This is a genomic window from Facklamia hominis CCUG 36813 (genome assembly GCF_000301035.1).
Lineage (GTDB): Bacteria > Bacillota > Bacilli > Lactobacillales > Aerococcaceae > Facklamia > Facklamia hominis.
Window position 1 is genome coordinate 1366100 of sequence record NZ_JH932292.1, and the last position, 17220, is coordinate 1383319.

At 40.8% G+C, this 17220-nt stretch carries 13 protein-coding genes; 2 read left to right on the top strand and 11 right to left on the bottom strand.

Translation table 11 applies throughout. From position 1 onward, the window contains the following. Positions 1–46 precede the first annotated feature (46 nt). A complete protein-coding gene (locus tag HMPREF9706_RS06390) occupies positions 47–1651 on the top strand; it encodes an ATP-binding cassette domain-containing protein (protein WP_006908543.1) in 1605 nt (534 codons plus the stop codon). Positions 1652–1720: 69 nt separating this feature from the next. On the opposite strand, the gene HMPREF9706_RS06395 is transcribed toward HMPREF9706_RS06390, so the two are convergent. Together HMPREF9706_RS06395 and HMPREF9706_RS06400 are read right to left on the bottom strand one after the other, a co-directional pair. Continuing rightward, positions 1721–3430 (bottom strand): Na/Pi cotransporter family protein, encoded by a 1710-nt coding sequence (locus tag HMPREF9706_RS06395; RefSeq protein ID WP_006908544.1) that lies wholly within the window; start codon positions 3428–3430, stop codon positions 1721–1723. A 151-nt stretch (positions 3431–3581) separates the two neighbouring features. Next, positions 3582–4979: an alanine/glycine:cation symporter family protein gene (locus tag HMPREF9706_RS06400; RefSeq protein WP_006908545.1), complete on the bottom strand. Its 1398-nt coding sequence runs from the start codon at positions 4977–4979 to the stop codon at positions 3582–3584. A 280-nt stretch (positions 4980–5259) separates the two neighbouring features. Here HMPREF9706_RS06400 and HMPREF9706_RS06405 point away from each other — a divergent pair, with 280 nt between their 5' ends. After that, entirely contained in the window at positions 5260–5964 is a 705-nt protein-coding gene (locus HMPREF9706_RS06405; protein ID WP_006908546.1) for an ABC transporter ATP-binding protein, read from the top strand. A gap of 125 nt (positions 5965–6089) precedes the next feature. Here the strand turns inward: HMPREF9706_RS06405 and HMPREF9706_RS06410 are convergent, their stop codons facing one another. The 9 genes from HMPREF9706_RS06410 to HMPREF9706_RS06450 form a co-directional block, all read right to left on the bottom strand. Then, positions 6090–7292: a metallophosphoesterase gene (locus HMPREF9706_RS06410; protein ID WP_006908547.1), complete on the bottom strand. Its 1203-nt coding sequence runs from the start codon at positions 7290–7292 to the stop codon at positions 6090–6092. Positions 7293–7301: 9 nt separating this feature from the next. After that, positions 7302–8093 (bottom strand): phosphonate ABC transporter, permease protein PhnE, encoded by a 792-nt coding sequence (gene phnE / locus HMPREF9706_RS06415; protein WP_006908548.1) that lies wholly within the window; start codon positions 8091–8093, stop codon positions 7302–7304. After that, the gene (gene phnE / locus HMPREF9706_RS06420; protein ID WP_006908549.1) at positions 8093–8872 is read right to left on the bottom strand and encodes a phosphonate ABC transporter, permease protein PhnE; all 780 of its coding nucleotides are present in this window, start codon (positions 8870–8872) and stop codon (positions 8093–8095) included. Before phnE (HMPREF9706_RS06420) ends, phnE (HMPREF9706_RS06415) begins: the two co-directional genes overlap by 1 nt. Positions 8873–8886: 14 nt before the next feature. Next, positions 8887–9702, bottom strand: coding sequence for a phosphonate ABC transporter ATP-binding protein (phnC, locus tag HMPREF9706_RS06425; protein ID WP_006908550.1), 816 nt, complete (start codon positions 9700–9702; stop codon positions 8887–8889). An 80-nt stretch (positions 9703–9782) separates the two neighbouring features. Beyond that, complete coding sequence (locus HMPREF9706_RS06430) at positions 9783–10703, bottom strand: phosphate/phosphite/phosphonate ABC transporter substrate-binding protein (RefSeq protein ID WP_269208132.1); 921 nt, start codon at positions 10701–10703, stop codon at positions 9783–9785. Between the two features lie 176 nt (positions 10704–10879). Next, on the bottom strand, positions 10880–11596 hold the full coding sequence (locus HMPREF9706_RS06435; RefSeq protein ID WP_006908552.1) for a YebC/PmpR family DNA-binding transcriptional regulator: 717 nt from the start codon (positions 11594–11596) through the stop codon (positions 10880–10882). Between the two features lie 96 nt (positions 11597–11692). Then, positions 11693–13324: an ABC-F family ATP-binding cassette domain-containing protein gene (locus HMPREF9706_RS06440; protein ID WP_006908553.1), complete on the bottom strand. Its 1632-nt coding sequence runs from the start codon at positions 13322–13324 to the stop codon at positions 11693–11695. Positions 13325–13406: 82 nt separating this feature from the next. After that, entirely contained in the window at positions 13407–15632 is a 2226-nt protein-coding gene (locus HMPREF9706_RS06445) for an RNA degradosome polyphosphate kinase (RefSeq protein WP_006908554.1), read from the bottom strand. A gap of 19 nt (positions 15633–15651) precedes the next feature. Beyond that, entirely contained in the window at positions 15652–17214 is a 1563-nt protein-coding gene (locus tag HMPREF9706_RS06450; RefSeq protein ID WP_006908555.1) for a Ppx/GppA phosphatase family protein, read from the bottom strand. Positions 17215–17220 lie beyond the last annotated feature (6 nt).

Sequence of the window (17220 nt, forward strand, 5' to 3'; positions counted from 1 at the left end):
GTTATTTTATTTTAATATAATAATTTTTAAGAAAGAAGGATCTAAGTTGGATATTAAATATTTATTTAAGCACTCGCCTAAATATTTGTGGCTTTTAATTTTCATAACCATGGTTATATCTGCTTTCGATGGTGTCGTCCTATCAATGGTTATCTCTGCAGTAACAAGGTTTACAGTGGATTCAAGCATAGGAAGTCTGATTCGATTTAGTCTGGGTGCGATTCTGATATATAGCGTGATTATGCTTGCTAACTTGTTGAATGCAGTCTTAAGGAGTCAATTGACTTATCATTTGAATATGCATGTCAAAGATTGTTATATTGCTAATAAGTTAAAAAAGGCTAATTCTCATTCAGACACGGATGAAATTGTTTCTTTTATGTTAAATGACTTTAAGCTGGTGGAATCTAACTATTTGGATATTGTGTTGGATGTTATTTCCATGACCGTGATGGGCGTGGTGTCGATGGGGTATTTGCTTTATTTGAGTCCAATGGTCGCCCTTCTTTTTATTATTTTCTCGTTTTTACCCATGCTACCTGCTAAATTATTCGGGACTCGCATCGAACAAAAATCAGTTGATTGGTCTCAAGCCAATGAATCGTTTACTGCCTCTTTAAAGAGTATATTTGCAGGTCGTAAAACAGTTCGAACCTATGATGCGTATGATTTTGCCACTGGTCAAGTCCATGATAAGTTAGAAAATGCTGAAAATACCAATCGTCATTTTGCAAATTTGCAAAGTCTTGTAAATTTTATAGCAGGGGTATTATCCTGGTTGTCCTACATTGTGCCTATTACGGTTGCCTTATACCTGGTTATACAAGGTCGAATTGAAGCCGGAGTTGTTATTGCAATGTTTTTGGCAAGTGATCGAGTCATTTACCCTTTGCGTCGTGTTGGCATGATGCTTAATCAAATATCCACTACTAAAGATGCTCGGCAAAAGATATATGAAGTAATTAAAGAAGTTCAAGCATCTGGAGATCATGAAGAAATGTTTGAGCCAGATTTGGTCTTAGAAGCTGTCGATTTTGCCTATGGTGAACGTGAGATCTTTAAGAATTTATCCTATCAATTTGATTATGGGAAGAAATATCTTATTTCTGGTGCTTCTGGTACTGGTAAAACGACTCTTTTGGATTTAATGCAGGGTGTGCTTGAACCTAACCAGGGGAAAATATACTTAAGCCAAGGATCCGGGCAAGTCTGTCAAGGATTGACTCATTTAATATCTCGAATTAACCAAGATCCTGTTCTATTTCAAACGACCATTCGTAACAATCTCTGCCTTGGAAAGCCGATCAACGATCAAGTCTTAACGGAGGTGCTAGAACAGGTGGGTTTGGCTAAGGAATTAGGCAAGGATATCTTAGATTTGCGCTACGATCCTAAGACGATGAATCTTTCTGGGGGACAAAAACAACGGTTGGAAATAGCTAGAGCCATTGTCCATCATAAGCCAATCCTCTTAGTCGATGAAGCGACGTCAGCCTTGGATGCAAAGAACGCAGCGATTGTTCGTCAGATTTTAGCGCAATTAGATTCTACGGTTATTGAAGTGGCCCATCATTATAAAAAGGATGTTTCAATGGAGCAGTCACCGATTTATTTGACATTGGAAGGAAAACAATTAGTTAAGAATAAATAACTAGTGGCTAGTAAAAAACCGCTCGAAAGTTAGCACTGAAGCTGATTTTCGAGCGGTGTATTTATATTTTTAGTTTAAAGCTTCTGAAGGGACCTCTAGAGGTTCATCAGTGAGTAGGGTCTTTTCTCCGTGGGTTTTAATTGGATCGAATGTCAAACGAGCGATATTAAAGGTATGGTCTCCGATCCGTTCAAGCGCTCCTAAGATATCCACAAATAGTGAAGTGGCAACAGTTGCTTCTTCGTGCTGTGAGGTTAATCGTCTAAAGTGAGAAGCGCGCAGTTTATATTCAATATGGTTTAAGTTGTTTTCGTCTTCTTTCATGACTTCAAAGATATGATGGTCGCCATCCTTGAAGACAGCCACTCCTTCAGCATACATATGGATTAAGAGCTCGTAGATAGAGGTGAGTTCGGTCATGGCTTCTTCCTGGAGGGACTCGCCAGCATCATATATCATTTCAAAGTATTCCACGAGATTTTGTGAGAGGTCTCCGATCCGTTCGAAATTCTTCTGGACTTGTAGATTGGCTGAATATTCGTCAGCTAATTCTTCAGAGAGTGACTGTTTGGCAATTTTTAGGAGATAACTTTCAATTTTGGTATCGAGTGAGTTAATCATATCCTCCAGTTGATTGACTTCATTAAAGTACTTTTTATCCTTGGTAATTAGATATTGTTTTGAGCTTTCTAGTGATTTAAGAGAAATATCTGCGACTTGAAGAATGGCTGTTTTAGCTTGAACTAGAGCAACGGAAGGGAAGGTCTTAACCATTGCTTCGTCAAGTTGAATTTTACCAAATTCAAGATCAAGACGATCCTTACCAGGCATGATTTTTTTAAGCAATTGAACACATTTAGGAATAATTGGTAAGAAGATAACCATGCCGATAAAGTTAAATAAGAAATGAGCTACGGCGACGGTCATCATGCTGTTTAGATGAAATGCTTCTGTGAGATAGAGAATAAAATGTTCGTAAGGACCGATAATTGCTAGAAATAAAATAGATACCGAAACATTAAATATAAAGTGGAACAAGGAAGTGCGTCGTGCCGCTAAACTTCCACCAACAGCAGCAAGAGCAGCGGTAACGGTTGTTCCGATATTGGCTCCAAATACCAAGCCTAAGGCCGCAACTAAGCTGATGGATTGAGTGGCATAGAGGGTTTGGATAATTCCGACAATCGCAGAGGAAGATTGAATGACGCCGGTTACTGCTGCCCCAATTAAAGCTGCGAGAATGGGTTGTTTACTCAAGCGAATAACAATATCTGAAAATCCAGGAATATATTGGAGTTCTTTTAAGGCATCACCCATAATGTTAAGGCCAATAAATAGAAGCCCAAATCCAATAATAACTTCTCCTAAATAGATTGTTTTTTTCTTGGAGGCCATAAGAGCGATGAATACACCGATTAAAAGAATGAAGTAAGCCAAATAGTCTAATTGGAAGCCAATCAAAATGGCAGTGACGGTTGTCCCGATATTAGCTCCTAAAATAATGGCAATGGCTTGGTTGAGCCCCATTAATCCGGAACGAACCAGAGAGATGGCGATAACGGTGGCAGCTGAAGAGGACTGGATGAGACCGGCCATAATAATTCCTACTAATACAGCCATCAAGGGATTGGATGTATATTTTTCAATATAATCCCGAATTTTTGTCCCTGCAAATTTAGTAAGGCTATCCCCCATTAATTTAACACCAAAAAGAAATAAACCTAAGCCTCCCGCAATTAAATGCCAGTCAATTTGAGACCACGAACTTAACTCGCTCATTTTATACTTCCTCCAATAAATTTTTATAATCGACACATCTTCCTTATTATATCAAAAAGTCAGCTAAAGGTAAGGGCTATGTTATAAGACTTTTGTTAAATAATCCTTGACTGCATTAAAAAAGCAAGCAAAATGCTTGCTTTGAGACGGTTTATTTCCAATAATCGAGTTTACTCTCATCGATACCAATATGACTTCCTACAAAATGAGGGTCTAAGCCGGCTTGGGATTGTTTCTTATAGTCGTTAAGCGCCGCAATGGCTTGATTTCCTAAGAGTAGAATGGCAGGAATATTTACTAAGACCATTAAAGCCATTAAAAAGTCAGCGATATTCCATGCAAAATCCATTTTTAAGCTGCTACCCAAGAAGATTAAACCGATAGCAATTAGGCGGTATACTAACATGAAAGTTTTGGAAGGAGTCTTTTTATTGAGATAGGTTAAGCAACTATCGACATAATAGAGGTTTCCTAATAAGGTAGTAAAGGCAAAGAGGGTCAAGGAAAGGGTAATAAAGATATAACCGAAGTGCCCAAAGACAGTAGATAAGGATTCTTGGACATAGGCAGCTCCTGCTAATTCAGGGGTTGCTTCCACACCGGATGCCATGGCCATAAAGGCTGTTGCTGAACAAATTACTAAAGTATCTAAGAAGACAGAGAACATTTGAACGAGACCTTGCTTAACTGGATGAGAAACATCTGCTGCGGCGGCGGCGTTGGGGGCAGATCCCATACCTGCTTCGTTGGAATATAGACCTCGCTTAATCCCGTGGACCAAGGCGGAGCCAGCTAATCCGCCAAATATGGCTTGAAAGTTAAAGGCATCAGCAAAAATATTCTTAAAAACGACAGGCATGAAATGAATATGGCGAATAATCATGAATAGAGCCATCGCCACGAATAGAATTCCCATCAAAGGTACTACTGTAGAGGTAGCCTTGATAATTCGTTTCCCGCCTCCTAAGATGCAGTAACCCGCCACGAGAGCTAGGCAGGCTCCGATAATCCAAGAGGTTTGCCCTTCAACAAAGAAGTCATAGACTCGGAATGAGTCAGTCATATTAAAGGATGCGAGCATATTAAAACCTACGGCATAGGTCAAAATTAAAAATATGGCAAAAAGAACTCCAAAAAAGCGTGAACCTAAGGCAATTTCAATATAATAACTAGGGCCTCCGTAGCTACTACCATCTTCTCCCTTACGCTTGTAGATTTGTGCCAAGGTTGATTCGATAAAGGCTGAAGAACCTCCAATTAAAGCAATGAGCCACATCCAAAAGACGGCTCCGTAGCCTCCTAGGCAGATGGCTTGAGCGACACCCACAATATTTCCGGTTCCTACACGGGATGCAGTTGAGATCATTAAGGCTTGGAAGGAAGATACTTCACCATCATGGGGTTTTTCTTTGAGAACCCTTAGAGATTCTCGAAAAAGAGAAATTTGTAAAAAGCCGGTTCTCACTGTGAAATAAAGGCCTGCACCGATTAGAATAATAATTAAAATCGGATAGTATAAATAACTATTGATTTGTAATAAAAGTTCCATTTGCCACCTCAATCTAATAAAAGTTACCCAATTTTGGGTTGGTGTTATTCTAACACAATTTATAACTTTGTAAAAGAGAAAATTTACATACTGATTATCAAGATTAACTTGATTTAAATTGGTTTTTGAGGAAGATATATAATCCATTTATACAATTTTTGAAACTTTCAGAAAAAGAACCTTGCCTAAACCGAATGATTATATTAGAATTAGCTTAACGATTTATGAGAAACCCCGTCGGGTCTTCTTAATATAAAGACAGTCATTGGAGGGGTTATAGATGTTACAAGTGACAGATTTACAGGTATCTTATGGTATGATCAAGGCGATTAAAGAGGTATCTTTTGAAGTAAAAGAAGGAAGTATTGTAACCTTGATTGGGGCGAATGGAGCGGGTAAGTCAACGATTTTAAGAAGCTTATCGGGTTTAATTAAGGCCCAAGCAGGGCAGATAACGTATCTGGGGCAAGATTTGATGAAAAAATCGGCTCAGGAGATTGTTAAAGCGGGATTGGTCCAAGTTCCCGAAGGCCGGCGGATTTTCCCTGGCTTATCTGTTGCAGAGAATTTAGAGATGGGAGCCTTCTTACGCAAGGATAAATCAGCGATTCAGGCTGATTTAGAGGCGGTCTATCAACGCTTTCCAATTTTAAAAGAGCGGAATAAACAAGATGCAGCCACTCTATCAGGGGGCGAGCAACAGATGTTAGCGATGGGGCGAGCTTTAATGACCAAGCCAAAGTTATTGCTATTAGATGAGCCGTCGATGGGGTTGGCACCTATTTTTATTAATGAAATTTTTAATATTATTCAAGATATTAATGATCAGGGCACAACGATTCTCTTAGTTGAGCAAAATGCGAATAAGGCGCTAGAAATTGCGGATCAGGCTTATGTTCTCGAATCAGGTCAGATTGTCTTGAGTGGCAGTGGTCAGGAGCTTTTGGCATCCGATGCGGTTCAAAAGGCCTATCTTGGAGGGTAATATACAAGTAAATAATGAAAAGCCGACCCCGGAGAGTCAACGGAACATTGATTCTCCGAGGTCGGTTTTGTGTTTTAGTGTCAGATAGGGTTCAAGGGATTCAGAAAAGATGAGATTTGAAGTGGTTATGAAAGCCAATCAGGTTTTATTTGAGTGAATAGATAATCTTCAAGGACTGGTGCTAGGTGGTCTTCTCGAAGACGTTCCGGTGGTAATATTCCTGGGCTGGCAATGACTTTGTATGTTTGATCTTTTCTTAAGTCATCAAGACTAGGGGACAAGTATATATGAGGGTGTTTTTTTTGATAGGCGTAGTAGCATTCAATCAGACGCTCACCTTCAATCAAGTAACTACTTACAGGAAAGGGTGGTATTAACTTTTGCTGGATACTCGCTAAGCTGAGGTCTTTGCCTAGATCGAGGCAGCATCGATCGGCGTCGTAAGTTTCTCTTAAATATTGAGCGAAAGCCTCAAGATTAATGGTTGTTTTTAGCCAGTCCTGATAATCGGTGAGGATGTCTTCTAGATATTCACGCTGACAGTAATTGGGTATAGCTTCATTACTTGAGAGCACCTGATTCTTTTGGACTTGTCCATGATCGAATTCTTGAAGACCAATATAGCGACCGTGACTACCGGGTTGCACCATAGCAACACCATTAGGATGGCAGGCGGCATTGACAAAATGTTGGTGACCACAAATTAAACTATCGATTTGTGGGAAGCGATTCATTAGGTCATAGGCTTGATCTTCAACGCTTGGATAGTATAGCCATTTACCATTGACAGGATCTTGAAGAATTCCCCCATGATAAGCGACACATAAAAGGTCCGTTGAAATTCCTTGGCTCTCGATGTCGTGAAGAACTTGATCAAGCGTTTGAATGGGGTCTTTAACCAAGCTTTGACAAACAAAGGACTCCTTTGTAAGTTGGCTAAAAGCGCCCGTCAAAAGCCCGATTACGAGAATTTTTTGGCCATTAGCTAAAGAATGAATATGGTAGGCTGGGAATATGCGCTGATTACAAGCATCATAAAGGTTTGCACAGATATAGGGGGCCTTGAGTGCTTTGACTTGTGATCGTAGCCAATCAAGTCCATAGTCTAAATCGTGATTACCTGGAATCATTACGTCATAACCCAAGTCATTGGCTAAACGAGTCAAAGGGCTTATCTCTTTTTTTAGATAACAATATAAGGAAAAGAGGTTTCCAATGAGAAAGTCACCATTATCGATTAGAAGATCAGGCTTGAGTGATGTAAAATCAAGGGTCATTCCTAATTTGCTAGCGTGCATGTCAGTGGTTGAAAGGATACGTATGGACATAAAGGTCTCCTATCTTAAGGCTTTTCGCAGCCGAGTGGAAATAAAGTCAATGATGATAACCACAATAATGATCGCTAACAGAATGATGCTAACTCGATTCCAGTTGCGTTGCTGGAGGGCGAATATTACGGGAGCACCGATGCCTCCAGCCCCAACTAAGCCCAAGGTTGTTGCACTACGAACATTGATTTCAAAGTGATTAATCACATGACTCACTGCTAGGGAAATAACTTGTGGAATCCGTGCGTACTGGAAGCTTTGTAGAGAGGAAGCCCCTGACGCTTGCATCGCTTCAACGGGGATAGGATCTGATCGGTCGAGCTCCTCACTGACTAGTTTTCCTAGCATCCCAATGAGTTGTACGCCTAGAGCTAAAGCTCCTGCGAAGGCACCAGGTCCAACGATTCGAACAAATAGGATGGCATAGATTAAGGCAGGGATTGATCGCATTAAATTTAATAAGCCACGTCCAAAGGCTGGGATAAAACGCCAACTTCCCCATACCACATTCGATGCTAATAAGACAAAGGGCAGGGATAGGACGCTTCCTAACAGGGTTCCGTAGAAGGCGATCGCTAAAGTTTCGAGCATTAGGTGAACGAGATCTTCGCTCGATTGATCATAGACATAGGACCAGTCTGGTTTTAGGAGACCGGCAAACATATGCCTAATATCACTTGATCGAAGAGCGGCTAAATTGCTGTAATCAAGACTGATAAAGGAATAGAGGATGACCAGTACCAAGAGCCAGCTAAGAATCTGATTGATGCGCTTAGCAGGGAAGGTTTTTAGGGAAGCCATTAGATCACTTCCTTTCGGATATATTGGCTAATAGCGTTGGTGATAAAGACCATCAACAAGATCATCAGAATAATTAAGCTAACTCGTCCGAATTGGAAGAAGCTTAGCGCAGAATTTAGCAGTACACCGATTCCACCTGCACCAACATAACCTAAGACGGCAGATGCTCGGATATTAACTTCGAATGCATAGAGAGCATAGGCGAAGATAGCTTCTTTAACTTGAGGCCAAATCGCATTTTGAGCAATTTGAAACCGAGTAGCACCGATGGATTCATCCGCTTCAATGGGCCCTTCATCGACTGTTTCAATGGCAGCAAAGATTAACTGTGAGACCATACCAAAGGTAAATACAGCAATTGTCAATACACCAGTTAATTCACCAATTCCGACAATCGCCACAAAAATTGCAGCTAAGAGAAGATTTGGGATGGTTCGGACTAAACTGAAAAAACCACGAAATAGCCCGGTAATAAAGGAATTGCGAGTGACAATATGAGTTCCTAAAAAGGCAGCAGGTATGGCAAATAGGACACCGACGCAAGTGCCAGCGATAGACATCAGGATCGTTTGAATCATTGGTTGGATGAGTTCAGGGAGATAGGACCATTCTGGATTAAAAAATCCACTTAAAAAGAGTAGGGCTTGGGAACGATTGTTGACTAGATCATCCCATTGAACATCAATCAATTGACCGGACCCCCAAAATAGAGCAAGGATCACTAATCCAATAAGTAATTTTTTTATGAGTTGATCGTGAATGGTTGCTTTTAATGGCATAGGATCACCCGTTTCTATAAGATAAGCGTGTCTAAGTCCTCATCAGGGATTTCCTGAGAGGAATCTTGGATTTGACGAGCTTCTTCTTGGAGGATTTCAGTACCGTAGATTTCACTGAGTTTGGCATCCGTTGCTTGACTAGCGGGGCCATCAAAGACGATCTCTCCATCACGCATACCGATGATTCGACTGGCATATTTACGAGCTAGAGGTATGGAGTGGATATTGATAATAATGGTTCGGTTAAGTTCTCGATTTAAGCGACTGAAGTCGTTCATGACTGTTTCAGCTGTAACAGGGTCTAAGGCTGAAACAGGCTCATCGGCTAGGATAATTTCTGCTTCTTGGACAATCGTTCTAGCAATGGATACACGTTGTTGTTGACCACCACTTAGGGCATCCGATCGAACTTTTAATTTATCAGCTAAGCCCACTTTTTCGAGGGCAGTTTGAACTCGCTGATAGTCTTCTTGACTGAATAAGCCAAATAGACTTTGAAAGTTATTATAGTAGCCTAGTCGACCTGACAAAACATTCTTTTGAACGGTATTGCGCTTAACCAAATTAAACTGTTGGAAGATCATGCCAATATGCCGTCGCATTTGTCGTAGTTGTCTACTGTTGGCCTTGGTTAATGATTGACCATTGATTAATATTTCGCCTTGGCTAATATCATTGAGCCGGTTGAGGCTTCGAAGTAGAGTACTTTTGCCAGCGCCACTTAAGCCAATGATACAAACAAATTCACCCTGTTGGATGGTTAAGTCAATGTTCTTAAGACCAACCACGCCATTATCAAAGATTTTAGTGACATTCTTTATTTCAATCACAGTGATTAATCTCCTTTATATTTAGATAAGAGGCGACATGCATTAAGATGTCGCCTCTAGGATACTGATTAAATAATGGGTTATTGAGCAGCGATTTGTGTGTATTTTTCGACCGTATCATAAACGGACTCGTCTGCTTCAGTATAGCCGACGTGCCCCCATAGGGACATAATTTCTTTTCCTTCGTCACTATCAGCCATTGATTTGAAGGCTTCGATGATTTGTTTTCTTAGGTTCTCATCCATACTTGGTTGAACCGCAATGGCATCATTGGGGATATCACCTTCACTAAGGTAGATCACCCTTAAATCTTTCATTAAGTCATTATCTGGGAAAGCTTGACCAAAGACTACGCGGGTTCCTTGGAATGAAAACATTGCGTCTTGTTGACCATTGAGAATGGACGTGATCATACTTGGAATATCATTAACAGTGGTTAAAGTTAGATCTTTGACACTCATGCCTTTTTCTTTCATTTCTGCGATAGGATAAATATAACCAGAAGCAGAGGTTGGGCTCAGAGTGGCAATTTTCTTACCTTTAAGGTCCTCTAAGTTTTGAATCGGGCTATCAGCTTTGACTAATACTTCGGCTTTAAAAGATCCACTTGTTTCACCTTCAATAGGAAGACCTGTTTCAGGGTCATAGGCGCCTAGTTTGGAGGTTAAGATAGCTTGAGCCGCATTGAGACCGCGTGCTTGAACATAGGCAGCAGGCGGCATAATTCCTAGATCTACTTGGCCAGAAGCCATCGCTTGAACAATGGTTGAGTAGTCAGTGGCTAAGGTTACTTTAACTGGGCGACCTAGTTTTTCTGAGAGATATTTGCTGAAAGGTTCGGCCCGAGCTTCCATTGATCCATCGTTATTGGTTGGGACAAATTGAACTTGTAGTGGTTTTTCTTCTGCTTGAATAAAGGTTTGAGGCAGAATGAAGCCTAAAAGGCTGGTAACGACCATGAGGCTAGTGATAGTGTTTTTTAAGAGTTTTTTCATAACTATGCTCCTTATCTACGGTTTTTATTAACTTTATACTACCATATTTGTTCATGCTTTAGGTTAAGTTTTTGTTAATTTAGGTAAGAATTTATTATATTTTTTTATCGTTGATTTTAAAAAGACAAACTAAAAACCTGCAACTCATCGGCTGCAGGTTTTATTGAGTTGGGTAGGACTCATTAGGCGTTCTCAACGTTGTGATAAACGTTTTGAACATCTTCATCATCTTCTAGGGCGTCGATTAGCTTTTCAAACTTGATTAAATCACTCTCGTTAAGCTCGACTTCATTTTGAGCAAGCATTTGAATTTCTGCAAGATCAAAATCTTTGATTCCTAAGGATTCAAGGGTAGACCGAATCAAGGCATAATCTTCTGGTTGGCCGTAGACAATCAAACTATCTTCTTCGCTCACCACATCCTTTACATCGATATCCGCTTCTAGGAGGGCCAGTGTAATTGCTTCCTCATCTTGACCAGAGAAGGCAAAGACGGCTGTTGAGTCAAACATATATGATACAGAACCCGCAACCCCCATGTTTCCGCCGTTTTTTGAAAAGGCGGTCCGTACATTGGCGGCAGTTCGGTTAACATTGTTGGTTAATGCATCCACAATAATCATAGATCCATTAGGACCAAAGCCTTCGTAACGAAGTTCTTGGAAGGTTTCATCATCGGAACCTTTGGCTTTTTCAATGGCCTTGTTAATGACATGGTTAGGAACATTATAAGTTTTAGCTCGGTCTACGACAAATTTTAATTTTTGGTTGGTTTCTGGGTTGGGATCTCCTGATTTTGCAGCAGCATAGATCTCAATTCCAAATTTTGCGTAGATACGCGAGGTCTGTTGGTCAGTTTTGGCTTTCTTTTCGCGAATATTCATCCATTTACGACCCATTATTTCACTTCACTTTCATTTTTCAATCTGAGTTTATTATAACAAATAAGTTTAGATGGAGAAAATAAATTTTTCTTCCTCTTTTAGAGTTTTGGATTAATCTTGAGGGTACATTTGTTTGATACGTTCTTGTACGTCATCATTATTGACAAATTCTTCATAGGTGGTATTAATACGGTCATAGGCACCGGTTGGGGTGATTTCAATGACGCGATTAACAGTGGTGTTTAGAACTTCGTAGTCGTGTGAGGCGATTAAGATGGCGCCCTTGAATTTAATGAGGCCGTCATTTAAGGCGGTAATGGACTCTAAGTCCAAATGGTTAGTCGGTTGGTCCAGAACCAGAACATTCGCCTTTGATAACATCATTTTTGATAGTAGACAACGAACTTTTTCACCTCCAGAGAGGACTTTCACGGATTTTAAGACATCTTCACCAGAGAAGAGCATCCGTCCCAAGAAGGACCGTAAGAAGGTGTTGTCGCTTTCTTCTTTGCTAGCATATTGTCTTAGCCAGTCAACGATTGTAAGATCATTTCCGTCAAATTCGTCCGATGAATTACGGGGAAGATAGGTCTGGCTAGTGGTAACTCCCCATTCGAAACTACCTGAATCCGCTTGGCTTTTACCCATGAGAATATCGAATAAAGCTGAGATGGCGTTATCATTTTTTGAAACAAAGGCTACTTTATCATCACGATTTAGAGTGAATGAGACATTTTCAAAGAGAATTTCATCATCACCTTTTTTACTTAAGCCCTCTACTCGTAATAAGTCATTACCAATTTCACGCTCTGGAGAGAAGCCCACAAAAGGGTAACGACGGCTAGAAGGTTGGATATCATCTAGGGTGATCTTCTCTAAGAGTTTTTTACGAGATGTGGCTTGTTTTGATTTAGAGGCATTAGCTGAGAAGCGGGCGATAAAGGTCTGTAGTTCTTTGATTTGTTCTTCTTTTTTAGCATTTTGATCTGCTTGAAGTTTAGCTGCTAGTTGACTGGATTTGAGCCAGAAGTCGTAGTTTCCGACATAGAGCTTGATTTTACCAAAGTCGACATCGGCCATATGGGTGCAGACTGTGTTTAAGAAGTGACGGTCGTGTGAAACAACGATCACGGTATTTGGGAAATCCATAATAAAATCAATAAGCCAGTCAATTGCCTTGGCATCTAGACCGTTTGTTGGTTCGTCTAAGAGTAAATTATCTGGCTTACCGAAAAGAGCTTGGGCTAGTAGGACCTTAATCTTATCCGCTTCAATTAAATCACTCATAAGGCTATAGTGCATTTCAGTAGGGATACCTAGTCCTTGCAACATGTTTGCTGCTTGCGCTTCTGCTTCCCATCCACCCATTTCTGCAAAGTGAGCTTCAAGTTCACCAGCGCGAACACCATCTTCTTCAGAAAAATCTTCTTTGAGGTAGATCGCATCCTTTTCTTTTTTGATGTCATACAGTTCTTTATAACCCATCATGACGGTTTCAATTACTTGATGTTCTTCAAAACCATAGTGGTTTTGATTTAAGACGGCGAGTCTTTCTTGGGGGTCCATAGAGACGTTGCCAGTGGTCGGGGTGATTTCCCCCGATAGAATCTTTAGAAATGTGGACTTTCCGGCGCCATTAGCCCCAATGACTCCATAGCAGTTGCCGGGTGAAAATGTGATATTTACATCATCGAATAATTTTCTATCAGAAAATTGTAAACTGACATTTGATACATTAATCATGAGAATCCTCCTTAAATGTCCCATTTAGGGCATACAGATACATTCTATCACGGGCTAGCAAAAAAAGCACCTTGAAAATGGCTTATTTGAACGGATACCAGGCTTTTAAGGCCTGCCAAAGATTGCTAAGTAAGCGAGGGCTTCTTTTAGTGCGGCTTACTAAACGAGTCTTGCTTTGGTCTTGTTGAGAACGAAGCTTTTTCTGGCGGTCGACGGCATCTTGAATTAGGATTTCTTGTGAATTAACGGCCGGCTCATTGTTGGGGCGAGTCAAATGATACTTTCCTGCAGAGTCGAGAATGAAAGCATGTTGGTTATCCGATAGTTGTAAGTTAAGGAAGTTGAGGATTTTGTCTTCGATCTTCTTATCCAGTATGGGAAATTCGATTTCAACCCGTTTAACCATGTTTCTGGTCATCATATCCGCGGAAGATAAGAAGAGACGCTGTTGACCGTTGCGGTGGAAGTAATAAATTCGTGAATGCTCGAGTAAGCGACCAACAATTGATCGGACGTGAATGGTTTCAGAGATGCCCTTGATACCGGGGCGAAGGCAGCAGATGCCGCGCACGATGAGATCAATTTTGACACCAGCTTGACTGGCTTGATATAACTTCTGAATCAAGGATTTATCAGTGAGTGAATTCATCTTAGCAATGATGTGACCATTACCAAATTCTTCTTGATAGCTTATTTCTTCGTCAATCGCATCCATTAGGGAATCACGAATTTCAAAAGGTGAGACATGTAGATAGCGATATTCGGGTCTTTGACAATAACCGGATAAATAGTTAAAAAATTCAATCGCATCTTGACAAAGTCCAGGATGGGTCGTAATAAGCCCCATATCGGTGTAGAGTTTTGCTGTTTTATCGTTATAGTTGCCTGTTCCTAAATGAAGATAGGGTTGAATATGATCGCCTTCTTTTCGGATGACGAGACAGATTTTTGAGTGGGTTTTTAGTTCGGACACCCCATATAAGACATGACACCCGGCCTCTTCGAGTTCTTTAGCCCAGTAGACGTTGTTTTCCTCGTCGAAGCGGGCCTTCAATTCAACAAGAACGGTAACTTCTTTTCCATTTTGTGCAGCCAATTTTAAGGCTTGAATGATAGGAGAGTGCTTGGAAACACGGTAAAGCGTTTGTTTGATGCTGATCGTTTGTGGGTCAGTCGCAGCATGGCTAACTAGCTCAATAATCGGTTTAAAGTCATCGTAGGGATGGTGAAAATAAAGGTCTGATTGACGGGCAGCATCAAAAAGCTTTTCTCCTAGAAGCTTAGGGTTAAGATAGGGCTGATAGGGTTTAAATAAAAACTGAGGATTTGTTTGACCAATCAGTTGACGTAGGCTAAATAAATAGGTCAAGTCTAGGGGGCCTTCAATTTGGTCAATTAGACGCGAATCAAGCTCAAAATGCGTGGTGAAGAAACTATCTGGTAAGCTTGGAGAGCCGTTAAAATAGCGCTGATCGATTTCGATACGGACGGCCATGCCATTTTTTCGTTTTTGAACATAGTCTTCGATGACGGCTAATAGATCGTCAGCCTCCTCTTCAGCTAGGTCAAAGTCGGCATTGCGAGTAATTCTGAAAGGAAAGGCTTGATTTATCTGATAGCCTTTGAAGAGCGAATCTAAGAAATAAATAATAATATCCTCAATTAAGATAAGGGTATTGGTGTCCCCCTCTAGTAAATAATAGCGATCCAACAGTTGAGGGATAGGGAGGATGGCTTGTTTTCTTTGCTTACCTTCTTTCAAGTCAATATAGATGTTGATGGCCTTATTGACCAGATGAGGGAAAGGACGATAGGCATCGATGGCTAAAGGGGATAGGGTTGGTAGAATGAGTTGGTCAAAGTATGCTTGGACTTGATCGACTTCTTGATGAGTGAGGTCTTTCATTTGTTTGATTTGATAGCCGGTTTGCGGAAGCTCTTGAATGAGCTCTTGATAACGTTGGTATTGAAGTTGCAAATTCTTCTGGTTCTGTGCAATGATATGGTCTAATAATTCATCGGGGGTTTGATAGGTTTTATTTTCGGCAATAGCGACGCCGGCTAGAAGTTGGTCATAGACCCCCGCAACACGAACCATATAGAATTCATCCAAGTTGGAAGAAGCAATCGCAATAAAATTAAGTTGTTCTAGAAAAGGGTTGAGATGATCGTAGGCATTGAGGATACAGCGTTGATTAAAATCGAGCCAGCTTAATTCACGATTAAAATATAGCGAGGGATCATTAAAGTCAGGATTAGGTATCGAAGGGATTGAATTGTTAGACGGAATTAATGGTTTCAAGGACATGAGTGAATTCCTCCTTATTCTAGGAAAGTGATTCTAAAGGAACAAAGTCTAGACATAAGTTTGCACCATCTAAGGCACGTTTTAGATGCTTGGCGTGTTTTTGGGCACGGTATTGTTCGGCGACAACAGGGCCATTGCAATAGAGGTTGAGTTGATAGGATGATTTTGATTTTGTGAGTTTAAGGGTTTGAATTGAGTGGGTCTGCGAATCGTCAAGTGCTTGGGAAAATTTAAGCAGGCCTCCGAGTTTGATGAGTTGGGCTAATTCCATATCGTCAAACCAACCTGTGAAAGCTTGGATATATTGCTTAAGTAGAGACTTATTACGAAAAGAGGCCAGAATCGCTAAACGAACCCGTTCTTTGTGGTTGAATCCAGCTAGATTCATGTTGGATAGTAAGTAAAAGGTATGTTGTGAATCGGCTTCTTGATCAATAAATTGCCCACATTGGAATAAATAAGCGGCGAGTTCGATTTCCAATTGCTGATTGTATTGATAATTAAAGAGACCGAGTTCACAGAGTTGACGGTAGAGATCCATCGCCAATTTGGCTCGAGTACTAGCATTGACTGTATTTACCTTGAATTCACGACAAGCTCGACTGACAGAGCGAGACTTGACTAAGTCGGGATCAAAGGGGCGATTGTAATGCTGGTTGAGATAGTGCATGATTACCCCTTCACGTAATCCTTGTTTTGAGATGAGGAAGGTGGGGGCTTTGGTCAAGGCAAACAATTCTAGAAAGGCCAGATTGGCGGGAATAATAATATCCCGACGGTCAGAACTCAGTCCATCTAGATCATCAAGTTCTTTGAGTGACTTGCTTTGAAAGAGGTCTAAGGTTTTCTCTAGCATTTTATGGCTGAGGTGATAACCATGAATACCGGCAATCGGATAATCGGTGAGCCGTTGATAAACTTGGGCGATGTTCCGAGCGGATCCGCCAATACCTACAAGGGGCACTTGACATTTTTTAAGCCAGTCTAAGCTTTTAAATTGCTCTTTAATGAATTTGCGGGTGTTCTCAATGGCTTGGGGGTCATTATGGGGGACGTCTTTGAAGAAACGTTCCTTGAGTGTTACCACTCCAAAAGGGAAAGAGTGGTAGTGGATGAGTGAGTTGTTATGGCTGAGAGTCAGTTCACACGAACCACCTCCAATATCAATGGTGACCATGTCTTCCAAGGATAAGGAGTGGTTAACCGCATACTGGCCGTAACTGGCTTCCTCCTTTTCGGATAAAATGCGTAGTGTTGATCCAGTTGTTGTTTTAATCGCTTGGCGAATTTCGTCCTGGTTTTGAGATTGACGGATTGCAGCCGTTGCAAGAATGATTTCTTCATTTACTTTATGGGCTTGGCAGGTTCGATGAAAGGCAGTCAGTGTATCGACTAGGACTTTGATCCCTTGAGGACTGAGAGTGATTTCGCCTGATTTGGTTTGATCGAGATACTGAGAAAGCCTGGCAGGGGTTTTTAAGTTCAATAATTCGTTCATATCACAGTAAGCATTAATGCCATAGATGACTAAACGAATGGTGTTCGACCCGATATCGATAAGGGCAATTTTTTGGTCGTGCATAGGTAA

What these genes read in the sequence shown, in the direction of transcription:
- HMPREF9706_RS06405 (WP_006908546.1), top strand. Translation starts at nt 5,260, where the DNA reads ATGTTACAAGTGACAGATTTACAGGTATCTTATGGTATGATCAAGGCG.
- phnE (WP_006908549.1), bottom strand. Translation starts at nt 8,872, where the DNA reads ATGCCATTAAAAGCAACCATTCACGATCAACTCATAAAAAAATTACTT.
- HMPREF9706_RS06410 (WP_006908547.1), bottom strand. Translation starts at nt 7,292, where the DNA reads ATGTCCATACGTATCCTTTCAACCACTGACATGCACGCTAGCAAATTA.
- HMPREF9706_RS06395 (WP_006908544.1), bottom strand. Translation starts at nt 3,430, where the DNA reads ATGAGCGAGTTAAGTTCGTGGTCTCAAATTGACTGGCATTTAATTGCG.
- HMPREF9706_RS06445 (WP_006908554.1), bottom strand. Translation starts at nt 15,632, where the DNA reads ATGTCCTTGAAACCATTAATTCCGTCTAACAATTCAATCCCTTCGATA.
- phnE (WP_006908548.1), bottom strand. Translation starts at nt 8,093, where the DNA reads ATGGCTTCCCTAAAAACCTTCCCTGCTAAGCGCATCAATCAGATTCTT.
- HMPREF9706_RS06435 (WP_006908552.1), bottom strand. Translation starts at nt 11,596, where the DNA reads ATGGGTCGTAAATGGATGAATATTCGCGAAAAGAAAGCCAAAACTGAC.
- HMPREF9706_RS06450 (WP_006908555.1), bottom strand. Translation starts at nt 17,214, where the DNA reads ATGCACGACCAAAAAATTGCCCTTATCGATATCGGGTCGAACACCATT.
- HMPREF9706_RS06440 (WP_006908553.1), bottom strand. Translation starts at nt 13,324, where the DNA reads ATGATTAATGTATCAAATGTCAGTTTACAATTTTCTGATAGAAAATTA.
- HMPREF9706_RS06400 (WP_006908545.1), bottom strand. Translation starts at nt 4,979, where the DNA reads ATGGAACTTTTATTACAAATCAATAGTTATTTATACTATCCGATTTTA.